Here is a 15,085-nt window from a genome sequence, read left to right as displayed (position 1 = left end):
GGCGGAGCAGAGAGCGGGCAATCCTGCCCCGCTCTCATTCGCGTCACGTGTTATTCGGTTTCCAGATCGATATCGATGCCGAGGGAACGAATTTCCTTGATCAACACGTTGAAGGACTCGGGCATGCCCGGCTCCATACGGTGATCGCCGTCCACGATGTTTTTGTACATCTTGGTCCGACCGTTCACATCGTCCGACTTCACTGTGAGCATTTCTTGCAGAGTGTATGCAGCACCGTATGCTTCCAGTGCCCAGACCTCCATCTCCCCGAAACGCTGACCACCGAACTGCGCCTTACCACCCAGCGGCTGCTGGGTAACCAGGCTGTACGAACCGGTAGAACGAGCGTGCATCTTGTCGTCTACCAAGTGGTTCAGCTTCAGCATGTACATGTAGCCAACGGTAACCGGGCGCTCAAACTTGTTGCCAGTACGGCCGTCAGTCAGCTGCATCTGGCCGCTTTCTGGCAGGTCTGCCAGTTTCAGCATGGCCTTGATTTCGCTTTCCTTGGCACCGTCGAACACCGGAGTGGCCATCGGTACGCCGCCGCGCAGGTTCTTCGCCAGATCCAGGATTTCCTGGTCGGAGAAGGTATCCAGCGCTTCGTTGCGACCACCGATCTCGTTGTAGATCTCGTGCAGGAACTTGCGAAGGTCAGCAACCTTGCGCTGCTCTTCGATCATACGGTTGATCTTCTCACCCAAACCTTTGGCCGCGAGGCCCAGGTGGGTTTCAAGGATCTGACCAACGTTCATACGCGAAGGTACGCCCAACGGGTTAAGGACGACGTCGACCGGGGTGCCATTGGCATCGTGCGGCATGTCTTCAACCGGCATGATCACGGAGACCACACCCTTGTTACCGTGACGACCGGCCATCTTGTCGCCCGGCTGGATGCGGCGACGGATTGCCAGGTAAACCTTGACGATTTTCAGCACGCCTGGAGCCAGGTCATCGCCCTGCTGCAGTTTGCGCTTCTTGTCTTCGAACTTGTCGTCCAGCAGACGGCGGCGATCAACGATGTAGGCCTGAGCCTTCTCGAGCTGCTCGTTCAGAGCATCTTCAGCCATGCGCAGTTTGAACCACTGGCCGTGCTCAAGACCGTCGAGAACTTCGTCGGTGATTTCCTGACCTTTCTTCAGACCGGCGCCGCCTTCGGCTTTGTGGCCGACCAGAGCGGAACGCAGACGTTCGAAGGTCGCGCCTTCAACGATACGGAACTCTTCGTTCAGGTCCTTGCGGATCTCGTCGAGTTGAGTCTTCTCGATCGACAGAGCACGAGCATCACGCTCAACGCCGTCACGGGTGAAGACCTGTACGTCGATGACAGTACCCTTGGTACCGGTAGGTACGCGCAGGGAGGTGTCTTTAACGTCGCTGGCTTTTTCACCGAAGATCGCACGCAACAGCTTCTCTTCCGGCGTCAGTTGGGTCTCGCCTTTCGGAGTGACCTTACCGACCAGAATGTCGCCTGCGCCAACTTCAGCACCTACGTATACGATACCGGCTTCGTCCAGCTTGTTCAGTGCAGCTTCACCCACGTTCGGGATGTCTGCAGTGATTTCCTCTGGCCCAAGCTTGGTGTCACGTGCCACACAGGTCAGTTCCTGAATGTGGATCGTGGTGAAACGGTCTTCCTGAACCACACGCTCGGACAGGCAGATGGAGTCTTCGAAGTTGAAGCCGTTCCATGCCATGAACGCGATACGCATGTTCTGACCCAGAGCCAGCTCACCCATGTCGGTGGACGGACCGTCGGCCATGATGTCGCTACGCTGAACCCGATCACCCTTGCTCACCAGCGGACGCTGGTTGATGCAGGTGTTCTGGTTGGAGCGGGTGTATTTGGTCAGGTTGTAGATGTCGACACCAGCTTCGCCGGTTTCAACTTCGTCATCGGCAACACGAACCACGATACGGCTGGCATCAACGGAATCGATCACGCCGCCACGACGAGCCACGACGCAAACGCCGGAGTCGCGAGCCACGTTACGTTCCATGCCGGTACCTACCAGCGGCTTGTCAGCACGCAGGGTGGGTACAGCTTGACGCTGCATGTTCGAACCCATCAACGCACGGTTGGCGTCGTCGTGCTCGAGGAACGGGATCAGCGACGCAGCAACCGAAACTACCTGCTTCGGTGAAACGTCCATCAAGGTGACGTCTTCCGGCGCCTTGACGGTGAACTCGTTCAAGTGACGAACAGCTACCAGCTCGTCGATCAGGACTTTCTTGTCGTTCATCGTGGCCGAAGCCTGAGCGATCACGTGATCAGCTTCTTCGATGGCGGACAGGAACACGATCTCGTCGGTGACCAAAGCGTCTTTCACCACGCGGTACGGGCTCTCGAGGAAGCCGTACTGGTTGGTGCGCGCATAGGCGGCCAGGGAGTTGATCAGACCGATGTTCGGACCTTCCGGTGTTTCAATCGGGCATACACGACCGTAGTGAGTCGGGTGTACGTCACGAACTTCAAAGCCGGCACGCTCGCGCGTCAGACCGCCAGGGCCGAGAGCAGAAACACGACGCTTGTGGGTGATCTCGGACAGCGGGTTGTTCTGGTCCATGAACTGGGACAGCTGGCTGGAACCGAAGAACTCTTTCACCGCCGCAGCCACTGGCTTGGCGTTGATCAGGTCTTGCGGCATCAGGCCTTCGCTTTCAGCCATCGACAGACGCTCTTTGACCGCACGCTCAACGCGCACCAGGCCAACGCGGAACTGGTTCTCGGCCATTTCGCCTACGCAGCGAACACGACGGTTACCCAGGTGGTCGATGTCATCGACGATGCCTTTACCGTTACGGATGTCGACCAGAGTCTTCAATACCGCGACGATGTCTTCTTTGCACAACACGCCCGAACCTTCGATCTCGGTGCGACCGATACGACGGTTGAACTTCATCCGGCCGACCGCAGACAGGTCATAGCGCTCAGGGCTGAAGAACAGGTTGTTGAACAGTGTCTCGGCAGCGTCTTTGGTTGGCGGCTCGCCAGGACGCATCATGCGATAGATCTCGACCAGCGCTTCCAGTTGGTTGCTGGTGGAGTCGATCTTCAGAGTGTCGGAGACGAACGGACCGCAGTCGATATCGTTGGTGTACAGAGTTTCGATGCGAACAACCTGAGACTTGGCGATTTTTGCCAGGATCTCGGTGTTCAGCTCGGTGTTGCACTCTGCCAGGATTTCGCCGGTTGCCGGATGCACGATGACCTTGGCGGTAGTGCGACCCAGGACGTAGTCCAGAGGCACTTGCAGCTCTTTGATCCCGGCTTTTTCCAGCTGGTTGATGTGGCGAGCGGTGATGCGACGACCTTGCTCGACAATAACCTTGCCTTTGTCATCCAGGATATCCAGGACAGCAATTTCACCGCGCAGGCGCTGAGGCACCAGTTCCAGGCTCAGGTTTTCACCTTGCACGTGGAAGACGTTGGTGGTGTAGAACGCGTCCAGCACTTCTTCAGTGGTATAGCCGAGCGCGCGCAGCAGTACCGATGCAGGCAGCTTGCGACGACGGTCGATACGCACGAATACGCAGTCTTTCGGGTCGAACTCGAAGTCCAGCCACGAACCGCGGTAAGGAATGATCCGCGCCGAGTACAGCAGTTTGCCGGAGCTGTGCGTCTTGCCACGGTCGTGGTCGAAGAACACGCCCGGGGAACGGTGCAGCTGGGAAACGATTACACGCTCGGTACCGTTGATTACGAAGGTACCGTTCTCAGTCATCAAGGGGATTTCACCCATGTAGACTTCTTGCTCTTTGATGTCCTTGATCGCTTTGTTCGACGATTCTTTGTCGAAAATGATCAGGCGCACTTTTACCCGCAAAGGTACGGCGTAAGTCACACCGCGCAATACGCATTCTTTGACATCAAATGCCGGTTCGCCCAGGCGATAACCGACGTACTCCAGCGCAGCATTGCCGGAGTAGCTGATGATCGGGAAAACGGATTTGAAGGCCGCATGCAGGCCCACGTCGCGGAACTGATCTTTAGTCGCTCCCGCTTGCAAGAATTCACGATACGAATCCAGCTGGATGGCCAGGAGGTACGGCACATCCATGACGTCCGGCAACTTGCTAAAGTCCTTGCGGATACGTTTTTTCTCAGTATATGAGTAAGCCATCAGCGTTCCCCAGCTTGGTCACCTGCTTGTTTGGCCCCTCCCGACGGGAGCAGCCAGAAAATCGTGCAAACCCCATGGTTTGCGCCACCGCATCGGGTGGTTACAGCTCGTTATCAGCCCCGACCCAGTCGGCTGCCAATAACGGAAAAAGGCCGGTGGCAAGAGCCACCAGCCATCAGCCTTTCGCTTAACGCTCGGGCTGGAGACGCAAAGTCGATGCTTACTTCAGCTCGACTTTAGCGCCTGCTTCTTCCAGAACTGCTTTGGCTTTGTCAGCTGCGTCTTTGGCAACAGCTTCCAGAACCATGGCAGGAGCGCCGTCAACTACAGCCTTGGCTTCTTTCAGGCCCAGACCGGTCAGTTCACGTACAGCCTTGATCACGTTAACTTTCTTCTCGCCAGCTTCGGTCAGCATAACGTTGAATTCGGTTTGCTCTTCAACAACAGCGGCAGCAGCAGCTGGGCCAGCCGATGCAGCAGCAGCGGTAACGCCGAATTTTTCTTCGAAAGCTTTGATCAGCTCAACAACCTGCAGAACGGACATTTCAGCTACGGCGTTGAGGATATCGTCTTGAGAGATAGACATGACTCTAATTCCTGATTTGGGGACGGCCTACGCGACCATCGAAATAAACAAAAAAGCGCGAAAGGAAGTGCTCAGCCTTAGGCTGCAACAGCTTCTTTTTGGTCGCGAATAGCCGCCAGAGTACGAGCCAATTTGCTGGTAGCGCCTTGAATCACGCTCATCAGCTGGGAAATTGCTTCGTCACGGGTCGGCAGAGTTGCCAGTACGTCGATCTGGTTAGCTGCGAGGAACTTGCCCTCGAACGCAGCTGCCTTGATCTCGAACTTATCCTGACCTTTGGCGAATTCCTTGAACAAACGGGCAGCAGCGCCAGGATGTTCGTTGGAGAACGCGATCAAGGTCGGGCCGGTGAACACGTCGTTGAGAACACTGTATTCAGTGTCAGCAACAGCGCGCTTGAGCAGAGTGTTACGTACAACACGTACGTAAACGCCAGCTTCACGAGCCTCTTTACGGAGTCCGGTCATCGCGCCTACTGTTACGCCACGGGCATCAGCCACGACAGCGGACAGAGCGACTTTGGCAGCCTCGTTGACTTCAGCGACGATGGCCTTCTTGTCTTCGAGTTTAATTGCCACGGGTTTAACTCCTGCTTGTTACCGTTTCATCCAGCCGAAGCCGGATGTCGTTTTGGTGTCTGATTCGGTAAGGAACCGGGAGCACCATCTGCGTAGGCTTGAGGTTTAAGACTTGCGTCGCCTACGGTCTTGGATAGCCCCCGCCAGGCAGGGACCCCAATATTTCAATTGACACAATTACTTGCGCCAATCTGTGTCTTACGCGTCGAGCGAACCCTGGTCGATGACCAGACCTGGGCCCATAGTAGTGCTCAGGGTAACGCGCTTGACGTAAATACCTTTCGAGGAAGCCGGCTTGATACGCTTCAGATCAGCGATCAGGGCCTCAACGTTTTCCTTCAGCTTGACGGCATCGAAGCCGACTTTGCCAACGGAGGTGTGAATAATGCCATTTTTGTCGGTGCGATAACGAACCTGACCAGCTTTTGCGTTTTTAACCGCGGTAGCTACGTCTGGCGTTACGGTGCCGACTTTAGGGTTAGGCATCAGGCCACGTGGGCCGAGGATCTGACCCAACTGACCTACAACGCGCATTGCATCCGGGGAAGCAATAACTACGTCATAGTTCAGGTCGCCGCCTTTCATTTCGGCAGCCAGGTCGTCCATACCTACGCGATCAGCGCCGGCAGCCAGAGCAGCTTCAGCTGCCGGGCCTTGGGTGAACACAGCAACGCGAACGGTCTTGCCAGTGCCGTGTGGCAGCACAGTAGCGCTACGTACGACCTGGTCAGATTTACGCGGGTCAACACCCAGGTTCACAGCAACGTCGAACGACTCGCTGAACTTGACAGTCGACAGCTCAGCCAGCAGAGCAGCGGCGTCTACAAAGTTGTAGGCCTTGCCCGCTTCGATTTTGCCAGCGATAGCCTTTTGGCGCTTGGTCAGCTTAGCCATTACACACCCTCCACGTTAAGGCCCATGCTACGAGCAGAACCGGCGATAGTACGCACGGCTGCTTCCATATCAGCTGCAGTCAGATCCGCGTTTTTGGTTTTCGCGATTTCTTCCAGCTGAGCACGAGTGACAGTGCCAACCTTAACGGTGTTTGGACGAGCGGAACCGCTAGTCAAACCAGCAGCCTTCTTCAGCAGAACCGAAGCCGGGGTGCTTTTAGTTTCGAAAGTGAAGCTACGGTCGCTGTAGACAGTGATGATCACTGGAGTCGGCAGACCTGGCTCAATACCCTGAGTACGGGCGTTGAAAGCCTTGCAGAATTCCATGATGTTCACGCCGTGTTGACCCAGAGCAGGACCAACAGGTGGGCTTGGGTTAGCCTGAGCGGCCTTCACTTGCAGCTTGATGTAAGCGGTAATCTTCTTGGCCATGAGGCACTCCAATTACGGGTTCGAACGCCTCGAGAGGCTCCCCGGTTACTTGCGCGTTTATCCCAGTGACGACAAAACCCCACAGCCTAGGGCTGCGGGGTTGGGATGCTTGTCCGGCTAGACCTTTTCGACCTGGCTGAACTCTAACTCTACCGGAGTAGAGCGACCGAAAATGAGCACAGCGACTTGGATCCGGCTCTTTTCGTAGTTAACTTCTTCGACCGTGCCATTAAAATCAGCAAACGGGCCGTCGGTAACACGAACCACTTCACCCGGCTCAAACAGAGTCTTAGGCTTCGGCTTGTCGCTACCATCAGCAACACGACGCAGAATTGCTTCCGCCTCTTTGTCAGTGATTGGTGCCGGCTTATCAGCGGTACCGCCGATGAAGCCCATCACCCGAGGAGTATCCTTGACCAAGTGCCAAGTACCCTCGTTCATATCCATCTGGACCAGCACATAACCAGGGAAGAATTTACGCTCGCTTTTGCGCTTCTGGCCATTACGCATTTCAACCACTTCTTCAGTGGGAACCAGAATTTCGCCGAAGCCATCTTCCATGCCAGCCAGCTTTACACGCTCTACCAACGAGCGCATGACATGCTTCTCGTAACCCGAGTAAGCATGCACAACGTACCAACGCTTAGCCACGGGACACCCTTAGCCAACAATCAAGGAAACAAGCCAGCCGAGCAGGGAATCAAGCCCCCACAACAGCAACGCCATAACCAGAACAACAGCCACCACAATCAGCGTGGTCTGCGTGGTTTCTTGGCGAGTTGGCCACACGACTTTACGAATTTCGGTGCGAGCTTCCTTAACCAGTACAAAGAAAGACTTGCCCTTGACCGTCTGCAGGCCTACAAAGGCAGCTACAGCGGCAATAACAAGCAAAGCGAGTACACGGTACAGGATCGGCGCAGCATGGTAATACTGATTGCCGACAACGCCAACAACCACCAAAGCGACTACTACAAGCCACTTGAGCAGATCGAAGCGAGAGCCTTGAGCTTCAGCTTTAGGAGTCATCTATGAAGATCCTGTGAAAAGAAAGCCAGATACACCGAGTGAATCTGGCAGGTCAGGAGGGAATCGAACCCCCAACCTACGGTTTTGGAGACCGTCGCTCTGCCAATTGAGCTACTGACCTAAAACAAAATTAGGCCGACCATTATGCCGGCCTAAAAAAGACATTACAACAACTTACTCGATGACCTTGGCTACGACACCAGCGCCGACGGTACGACCGCCTTCACGGATAGCGAAACGAAGACCATCTTCCATCGCGATGGTTTTGATCAGAGTGACAGTCATCTGAACGTTGTCACCTGGCATTACCATTTCAACGCCTTCTGGCAGCTCGCAGTTACCAGTCACATCAGTCGTACGGAAGTAGAACTGTGGACGGTAGCCCTTGAAGAACGGAGTATGACGACCGCCTTCTTCCTTGCTCAGAACGTAAACTTCCGCAGTGAACTTGGTGTGTGGCTTAACGGTGCCTGGCTTAACCAGAACCTGACCACGCTCGACGTCGTCACGCTTGGTGCCACGCAACAGCACGCCGCAGTTCTCACCAGCACGACCCTCATCGAGCAGCTTGCGGAACATCTCAACACCAGTGCAAGTAGTTTTGACAGTGTCACGAAGACCAACAATCTCAACTTCTTCCTGAATGCGGACAATGCCACGCTCAACACGACCAGTCACAACAGTACCGCGACCCGAGATCGAAAATACATCTTCGATCGGCATCAGGAACGGCTTGTCGATAGCACGCTCCGGCTGCGGAATGTAGCTATCCAGCGTCTCAACCAACTTCTTGACGGCAGTAGTGCCCATCTCGTTGTCGTCTTGACCATTCAAAGCCATCAGAGCCGAACCAATGATGATTGGAGTATCATCACCTGGGAAATCGTAGGCGCTCAGCAGATCGCGCACTTCCATCTCAACCAGCTCCAGCAGCTCAGCGTCGTCAACCATGTCAGCCTTGTTCAGGAAGACAACGATGTACGGAACGCCTACCTGACGGGACAGCAGGATGTGCTCACGGGTTTGCGGCATCGGACCATCAGCGGCCGAGCAAACCAGGATCGCACCATCCATCTGAGCGGCACCGGTAATCATGTTTTTTACGTAGTCGGCGTGACCCGGGCAATCAACGTGCGCATAGTGACGCACAGCCGAATCATACTCAACATGAGCGGTGTTAATGGTAATACCACGAGCTTTTTCTTCTGGGGCGCTATCGATCTTGTCGAAGTCAACCTTGGCCGAACCGAAAACTTCGGAGCAGACGCGAGTCAGAGCGGCAGTCAGAGTAGTCTTACCGTGGTCGACGTGACCAATGGTGCCTACGTTGACGTGCGGCTTATTACGTTCGAACTTTTCCTTAGCCATCGAAATCACCCCTAGGAGAAGAATTAAGCAAGTCACACTAGCCATTAAAACAAAGGCAGATATTTTCATATCTGCCTTGTTATATGGAGCTCTTGAGCGGATTTGAACCGCTGACCTCACCCTTACCAAGGGTGTGCTCTACCAACTGAGCTACAAGAGCAAAACACTTTGCACAACCTGCAAACTTGGAGCGGGTAGCGGGAATCGAACCCGCATCATCAGCTTGGAAGGCTGAGGTTCTACCACTAAACTATACCCGCGTAAGCTTGCAGCTCACGCTAAAAATGGTGGAGGGGGAAGGATTCGAACCTTCGAAGTCGTAGACGTCAGATTTACAGTCTGATCCCTTTGGCCGCTCGGGAACCCCTCCTAAGCGAGCCGGCATTCTACATCATGCCAGCCTTCTGTCAAGCATTTTCTCATTAAAAACCTGAGGTTAGCTGCGTTGACCTCGCTTCGCGCCGTTGACTGTTAAAGGTCTTCACTGCGAAGCGGGCGCCATTCTATGCAACCTATTCAGCAGTTGCAACCCCCTCGCAGGGCATTATTTTATGTTTTAACTCATTGAATTCTTTAGCAAGGTTCTGCAACACGGAATCATCAGCCAAACGCCGGCTTTCCGGAGCCACGCGCATCCAATATCCAACAGAATCAGGAAGAGAAACCGATAGCTGCTGAACCTTGATATCGAGAGCAGTCAATCGCTGCTCGAGTGTCCTGGCCGTTTCCTGACGAGCAAAGCCGCCCAGATAAAGACAGCTGTTATCCGCCTGCGCAGATTTACCCTTGTCACGCGCAGCTGCTGCATCAGGCGTTTCACTCAACAGACGAATGTCCTGCTGCGAACCTTTGTACAAACTCAACGGAGTGACATCTTTCGCACGCAAGGGCGCCTCCTGCTGGTGCCAGACGTAATAAAACACATTGAGGACCAGCAACAGCAGAAACAACCAACGCATAAAAACCTCAGGACAATGGGCACGCCATGGCCAAACCTACGAATACGAGATCCGGTACCACCCGCGCCTCAGGCACGATTCCAGAAACCAGGCCTGCATCACCACCAGTGAGGAACACCGAGAACTCCTGCCCCCAATAGCTGCGCGCAAGCTCCAATTGCGTCAGGACAAATCCTCTCAACATCAATGAACAGCCACGCTCGACGGCCTCCACCGTATTACGCCCTGGCTCAAAGCTCTCGAGCGCTCTCGATGCAGCGAGATCGTCGTAACGAATCCGCCGTGTATGGGTGCGCAGCTGGTTACGCATCAAGGGCATTCCGGGACAAATAAACCCTCCCAGGTGCTCGCCATCCGCAGCAATAAAGTCTGCGGTAAGCGCAGTGCCAAAATCGAGGACCAGACAAGCTCCCGAGGCAAGATGAAACGCCCCAAGCATCGCAAGCCAGCGGTCAAGGCCCAGCCGCTGATAATCTTCGTAACCATTGTGGACCCCGGACATTTCACGGGCCGGTGCCGCGCAGGACACCGTTACGCCAAATGCATCAACCAGCAAGGAAACAAGCGCAGCGGTCTCTTCATTGGTTCTTACGCTTACCAGGCGACAGTACTTGAGATTCAGCCCATCACAGCCGTGCAAACTTTCCAACAAGACCAGATCCGAGTCGACAACTCCCTCGGCAACCAAGCGTGCCGCATCTGCGTGCAGCACACGCCATTTAATAAAGCTGTTCCCGCAGTCGAGCTCAAGAATCATCGCGCAACCTCAGACTTAGCTCACCACCACTAAACACTTTTTCTACGCCACCCACTTTCAAACGCAACGCGCCTTGGCCATCAATCCCTATCACCTCGCCATCAATCCGGTTCACCCCAGCAATCAGTGAAACCGCGCGCCCCTGCCATAGGTGTCCTTGCTCCCACTCTGCCTGAAGCACTGAAAATCCTGCCGACTGGTGGCGACTCAGGTGTTCCCGGAGAACAATCCCCAAACGCGCCACAAGAAGATTACGATCAAACGCCTTACCCGCCTCGAGACGCATAGAGGTCCATTGCTGATCAACCTCATCAGCCATCTGCATATTTACATTGATTCCCACACCCAGAACGACATGGCACACATCAGCGGGATCCCCGACCAACTCCAACAATACCCCGGCGATTTTCTTCTCACCTACCAGGACATCGTTAGGCCACTTCAAACCAGCTCCGGCAATACCCAGATCACGCAGCGTTTGCATCACAGCAAGGCCGACAACCAGGCTAAGCCCTTCAAGCTGCCGCATGCCACCATCGATTCTCAGCACGAGGCTATAGTAGATATTTTCGGCAAACGGACTCACCCACTTGCGGCCGCGCCGACCGCGACCAGCAGTTTGTCGCTCTGCAAGCACAAGAAACGGCGCAGCCATTCCGCGCCCTATAGAGCGCAAAGCTTCAGCGTTGGTGGAATCAATCGAATCAAAGACTAGTACGGGCCAGCCGCAAGCAGGTGAATGCTCATCGATCTCCACGGAATTGAGCAGAGCCAACGGCGCACTCAACTGATAACCACGACCACGCACCTTGTGGATAGAAAGGCCCCATTCAGCCTCGAGGTGCTGGAGCTGTTTCCATACAGCGCTACGACTAATACCTAGAGCAGCGCCCAGCGCTTGGCCGGAATGGAAACGACCGTCCTTCAGGAGCTTTAACAACGTCAGCATGCAAGTATCGCCTCACAATGAGGTCCGCATGATAGCCATGCCCCGAGCCGTTGCATAGAAATCGTAAGTACGAACTTTCTCGCAGGCAAAACAAAACCCCTACCTGCATACGCAGATAGGGGTTTCGGAATTTAATCTTGACGATGACCTACTCTCACATGGGGAAACCCCACACTACCATCGGCGATGCATCGTTTCACTGCTGAGTTCGGGATGGGATCAGGTGGTTCCAATGCTCTATGGTCGTCAAGAAATTCGGTAGCCAGGTCGTCACTCGCGCAACGCTCCAGCAAATGGGTATGTGATAGCTCGGTGCTTTGTGAATCGCAAACTTTCGGTTTACTTCGTCTTCACACACCGCAATCTGGCGCCCTTTCGAGTCACTAAATTGCTTGGGTGTTATATGGTCAAGCCTCACGGGCAATTAGTATTGGTTAGCTCAACGCCTCACAGCGCTTACACACCCAACCTATCAACGTCGTAGTCTTCGACGGCCCTTCAGGGAACTCAAGGTTCCAGTGAGATCTCATCTTGAGGCTAGTTTCCCGCTTAGATGCTTTCAGCGGTTATCTATTCCGAACATAGCTACCCGGCAATGCCACTGGCGTGACAACCGGAACACCAGAGGTTCGTCCACTCCGGTCCTCTCGTACTAGGAGCAGCCCCTCTCAAATCTCAAACGTCCACGGCAGATAGGGACCGAACTGTCTCACGACGTTCTAAACCCAGCTCGCGTACCACTTTAAATGGCGAACAGCCATACCCTTGGGACCGGCTTCAGCCCCAGGATGTGATGAGCCGACATCGAGGTGCCAAACACCGCCGTCGATATGAACTCTTGGGCGGTATCAGCCTGTTATCCCCGGAGTACCTTTTATCCGTTGAGCGATGGCCCTTCCATACAGAACCACCGGATCACTAAGACCTACTTTCGTACCTGCTCGACGTGTCTGTCTCGCAGTCAAGCGCGCTTTTGCCTTTATACTCTACGACCGATTTCCGACCGGTCTGAGCGCACCTTCGTACTCCTCCGTTACTCTTTAGGAGGAGACCGCCCCAGTCAAACTACCCACCATACACTGTCCTCGATCCGGATAACGGACCTGAGTTAGAACCTCAAAGTTGCCAGGGTGGTATTTCAAGGTTGGCTCCACGCGAACTGGCGTCCACGCTTCAAAGCCTCCCACCTATCCTACACAAGCAAATTCAAAGTCCAGTGCAAAGCTATAGTAAAGGTTCACGGGGTCTTTCCGTCTAGCCGCGGATACACTGCATCTTCACAGCGATTTCAATTTCACTGAGTCTCGGGTGGAGACAGCGCCGCCATCGTTACGCCATTCGTGCAGGTCGGAACTTACCCGACAAGGAATTTCGCTACCTTAGGACCGTTATAGTTACGGCCGCCGTTTACCGGGGCTTCGATCAAGAGCTTCGCGTTAGCTAACCCCATCAATTAACCTTCCGGCACCGGGCAGGCGTCACACCCTATACGTCCACTTTCGTGTTTGCAGAGTGCTGTGTTTTTAATAAACAGTCGCAGCGGCCTGGTATCTTCGACCGGCATGGGCTTACGGAGCAAGTCCTTCACCCTCACCGGCGCACCTTCTCCCGAAGTTACGGTGCCATTTTGCCTAGTTCCTTCACCCGAGTTCTCTCAAGCGCCTTGGTATTCTCTACCCAACCACCTGTGTCGGTTTGGGGTACGGTTCCTGGTTACCTGAAGCTTAGAAGCTTTTCTTGGAAGCATGGCATCAACCACTTCGTGTTCTAAAAGAACACTCGTCATCAGCTCTCGGCCTTAGACCCCCGGATTTACCTAAGAGTCCAGCCTACCACCTTAAACTTGGACAACCAACGCCAAGCTGGCCTAGCCTTCTCCGTCCCTCCATCGCAATAACCAGAAGTACAGGAATATTAACCTGTTTTCCATCGACTACGCTTTTCAGCCTCGCCTTAGGGACCGACTAACCCTGCGTCGATTAACGTTGCGCAGGAAACCTTGGTCTTTCGGCGTGGGTGTTTTTCACACCCATTGTCGTTACTCATGTCAGCATTCGCACTTCTGATACCTCCAGCAAGCTTCTCAACTCACCTTCACAGGCTTACAGAACGCTCCTCTACCGCATCACCTAAGTGATACCCGTAGCTTCGGTGTATGGTTTGAGCCCCGTTACATCTTCCGCGCAGGCCGACTCGACTAGTGAGCTATTACGCTTTCTTTAAAGGGTGGCTGCTTCTAAGCCAACCTCCTAGCTGTCTAAGCCTTCCCACATCGTTTCCCACTTAACCATAACTTTGGGACCTTAGCTGACGGTCTGGGTTGTTTCCCTTTTCACGACGGACGTTAGCACCCGCCGTGTGTCTCCCATGCTCGGCACTTGTAGGTATTCGGAGTTTGCATCGGTTTGGTAAGTCGGGATGACCCCCTAGCCGAAACAGTGCTCTACCCCCTACAGTGATACATGAGGCGCTACCTAAATAGCTTTCGAGGAGAACCAGCTATCTCCGAGCTTGATTAGCCTTTCACTCCGATCCACAGGTCATCCGCTAACTTTTCAACGGTAGTCGGTTCGGTCCTCCAGTTAGTGTTACCCAACCTTCAACCTGCCCATGGATAGATCGCCCGGTTTCGGGTCTATTCCCAGCGACTAGACGCCCTATTAAGACTCGCTTTCGCTACGCCTCCCCTATTCGGTTAAGCTCGCCACTGAAAATAAGTCGCTGACCCATTATACAAAAGGTACGCAGTCACCCAACAACGTGGGCTCCCACTGCTTGTACGCATACGGTTTCAGGATCTATTTCACTCCCCTCTCCGGGGTTCTTTTCGCCTTTCCCTCACGGTACTAGTTCACTATCGGTCAGTCAGTAGTATTTAGCCTTGGAGGATGGTCCCCCCATATTCAGACAAAGTTTCTCGTGCTCCGTCCTACTCGATTTCATGACCAAGAGATTTTCGCGTACAGGGCTATCACCCACTATGGCCGCACTTTCCAGAGCGTTCCGCTAATCTCAAAGCCACTTAAGGGCTAGTCCCCGTTCGCTCGCCACTACTAAGGGAATCTCGGTTGATTTCTTTTCCTCAGGGTACTTAGATGTTTCAGTTCCCCTGGTTCGCTTCTTAAGCCTATGTATTCAGCTTAAGATACCTAACTTATGTTAGGTGGGTTCCCCCATTCAGACATCTCCGGATCACAGTCTGTTTGCCGACTCCCCGAAGCTTTTCGCAGGCTACCACGTCTTTCATCGCCTCTGACTGCCAAGGCATCCACCGTATGCGCTTCTTCACTTGACCATATAACCCCAAGCAATCTGGTTATACTGTGAAGACGACATTCGCCGAAAATTCGCAATTACTCACAAATTTTACCTTAGCCTGATCCGTTACCAGTGAAAGTAACGTTCAGTCT

Annotated in this window: 11 protein-coding genes, 4 tRNA genes and 2 rRNA genes; all 17 read right to left on the bottom strand. The window is 54.1% G+C overall.

What is annotated here, in order from left to right:
- Positions 1 to 50: 50 nt before the first annotated feature.
- Entirely contained in the window at positions 51 to 4,124 is a 4,074-nt protein-coding gene (gene rpoB / locus BLL42_RS17065) for a DNA-directed RNA polymerase subunit beta (RefSeq protein WP_071553146.1), read from the bottom strand.
- A 220-nt stretch (positions 4,125 to 4,344) separates the two neighbouring features.
- Positions 4,345 to 4,710 carry a 50S ribosomal protein L7/L12 gene (rplL, locus tag BLL42_RS17060; protein ID WP_071553145.1) on the bottom strand — a complete coding sequence of 122 codons (366 nt, stop codon included), beginning with the start codon at positions 4,708 to 4,710 and terminating at the stop codon, positions 4,345 to 4,347.
- Between the two features lie 77 nt (positions 4,711 to 4,787).
- Entirely contained in the window at positions 4,788 to 5,288 is a 501-nt protein-coding gene (gene rplJ / locus BLL42_RS17055; protein WP_071553144.1) for a 50S ribosomal protein L10, read from the bottom strand.
- A gap of 198 nt (positions 5,289 to 5,486) precedes the next feature.
- Entirely contained in the window at positions 5,487 to 6,182 is a 696-nt protein-coding gene (gene rplA, locus BLL42_RS17050; RefSeq protein WP_019693883.1) for a 50S ribosomal protein L1, read from the bottom strand.
- Entirely contained in the window at positions 6,182 to 6,613 is a 432-nt protein-coding gene (gene rplK, locus BLL42_RS17045) for a 50S ribosomal protein L11 (protein ID WP_008008888.1), read from the bottom strand. The genes rplA and rplK overlap by 1 nt, the downstream gene beginning before the upstream one ends.
- Positions 6,614 to 6,730: 117 nt before the next feature.
- Entirely contained in the window at positions 6,731 to 7,264 is a 534-nt protein-coding gene (gene nusG, locus BLL42_RS17040) for a transcription termination/antitermination protein NusG (RefSeq protein ID WP_003186097.1), read from the bottom strand.
- Positions 7,265 to 7,273: 9 nt separating this feature from the next.
- Positions 7,274 to 7,642, bottom strand: coding sequence for a preprotein translocase subunit SecE (secE, locus tag BLL42_RS17035; protein WP_019693884.1), 369 nt, complete (start codon positions 7,640 to 7,642; stop codon positions 7,274 to 7,276).
- Between the two features lie 45 nt (positions 7,643 to 7,687).
- Positions 7,688 to 7,763 (bottom strand) — tRNA-Trp (locus BLL42_RS17030).
- A gap of 53 nt (positions 7,764 to 7,816) precedes the next feature.
- On the bottom strand, positions 7,817 to 9,010 hold the full coding sequence (gene tuf, locus BLL42_RS17025) for an elongation factor Tu (RefSeq protein ID WP_019693885.1): 1,194 nt from the start codon (positions 9,008 to 9,010) through the stop codon (positions 7,817 to 7,819).
- Between the two features lie 84 nt (positions 9,011 to 9,094).
- A tRNA-Thr gene (locus BLL42_RS17020) sits at positions 9,095 to 9,170 on the bottom strand.
- 26 nt (positions 9,171 to 9,196) lie between these two features.
- A tRNA-Gly gene (locus BLL42_RS17015) sits at positions 9,197 to 9,270 on the bottom strand.
- Positions 9,271 to 9,295: 25 nt separating this feature from the next.
- Positions 9,296 to 9,380 (bottom strand) — tRNA-Tyr (locus BLL42_RS17010).
- 142 nt (positions 9,381 to 9,522) lie between these two features.
- A complete protein-coding gene (locus BLL42_RS17005) occupies positions 9,523 to 9,969 on the bottom strand; it encodes a hypothetical protein (RefSeq protein ID WP_071553143.1) in 447 nt (148 codons plus the stop codon).
- 7 nt (positions 9,970 to 9,976) lie between these two features.
- Positions 9,977 to 10,726, bottom strand: coding sequence for a pantothenate kinase (locus BLL42_RS17000; RefSeq protein ID WP_071553142.1), 750 nt, complete (start codon positions 10,724 to 10,726; stop codon positions 9,977 to 9,979).
- Positions 10,716 to 11,675, bottom strand: a complete 960-nt coding sequence (gene birA / locus BLL42_RS16995) for a bifunctional biotin--[acetyl-CoA-carboxylase] ligase/biotin operon repressor BirA (RefSeq protein ID WP_071553141.1) — start codon at positions 11,673 to 11,675, stop codon at positions 10,716 to 10,718. Before birA ends, BLL42_RS17000 begins: the two co-directional genes overlap by 11 nt.
- A gap of 135 nt (positions 11,676 to 11,810) precedes the next feature.
- Positions 11,811 to 11,926: ribosomal RNA gene (rrf, locus tag BLL42_RS16990) — 5S ribosomal RNA — on the bottom strand.
- A gap of 152 nt (positions 11,927 to 12,078) precedes the next feature.
- Positions 12,079 to 14,970: ribosomal RNA gene (locus BLL42_RS16985) — 23S ribosomal RNA — on the bottom strand.
- Positions 14,971 to 15,085 lie beyond the last annotated feature (115 nt).

Origin of the sequence: Pseudomonas frederiksbergensis, from assembly GCF_001874645.1 — a bacterium.
Classification (GTDB): Bacteria; Pseudomonadota; Gammaproteobacteria; order Pseudomonadales; family Pseudomonadaceae; genus Aquipseudomonas; species Aquipseudomonas frederiksbergensis_B.
This window is presented reverse-complemented; position numbering and strand designations above follow the sequence as displayed.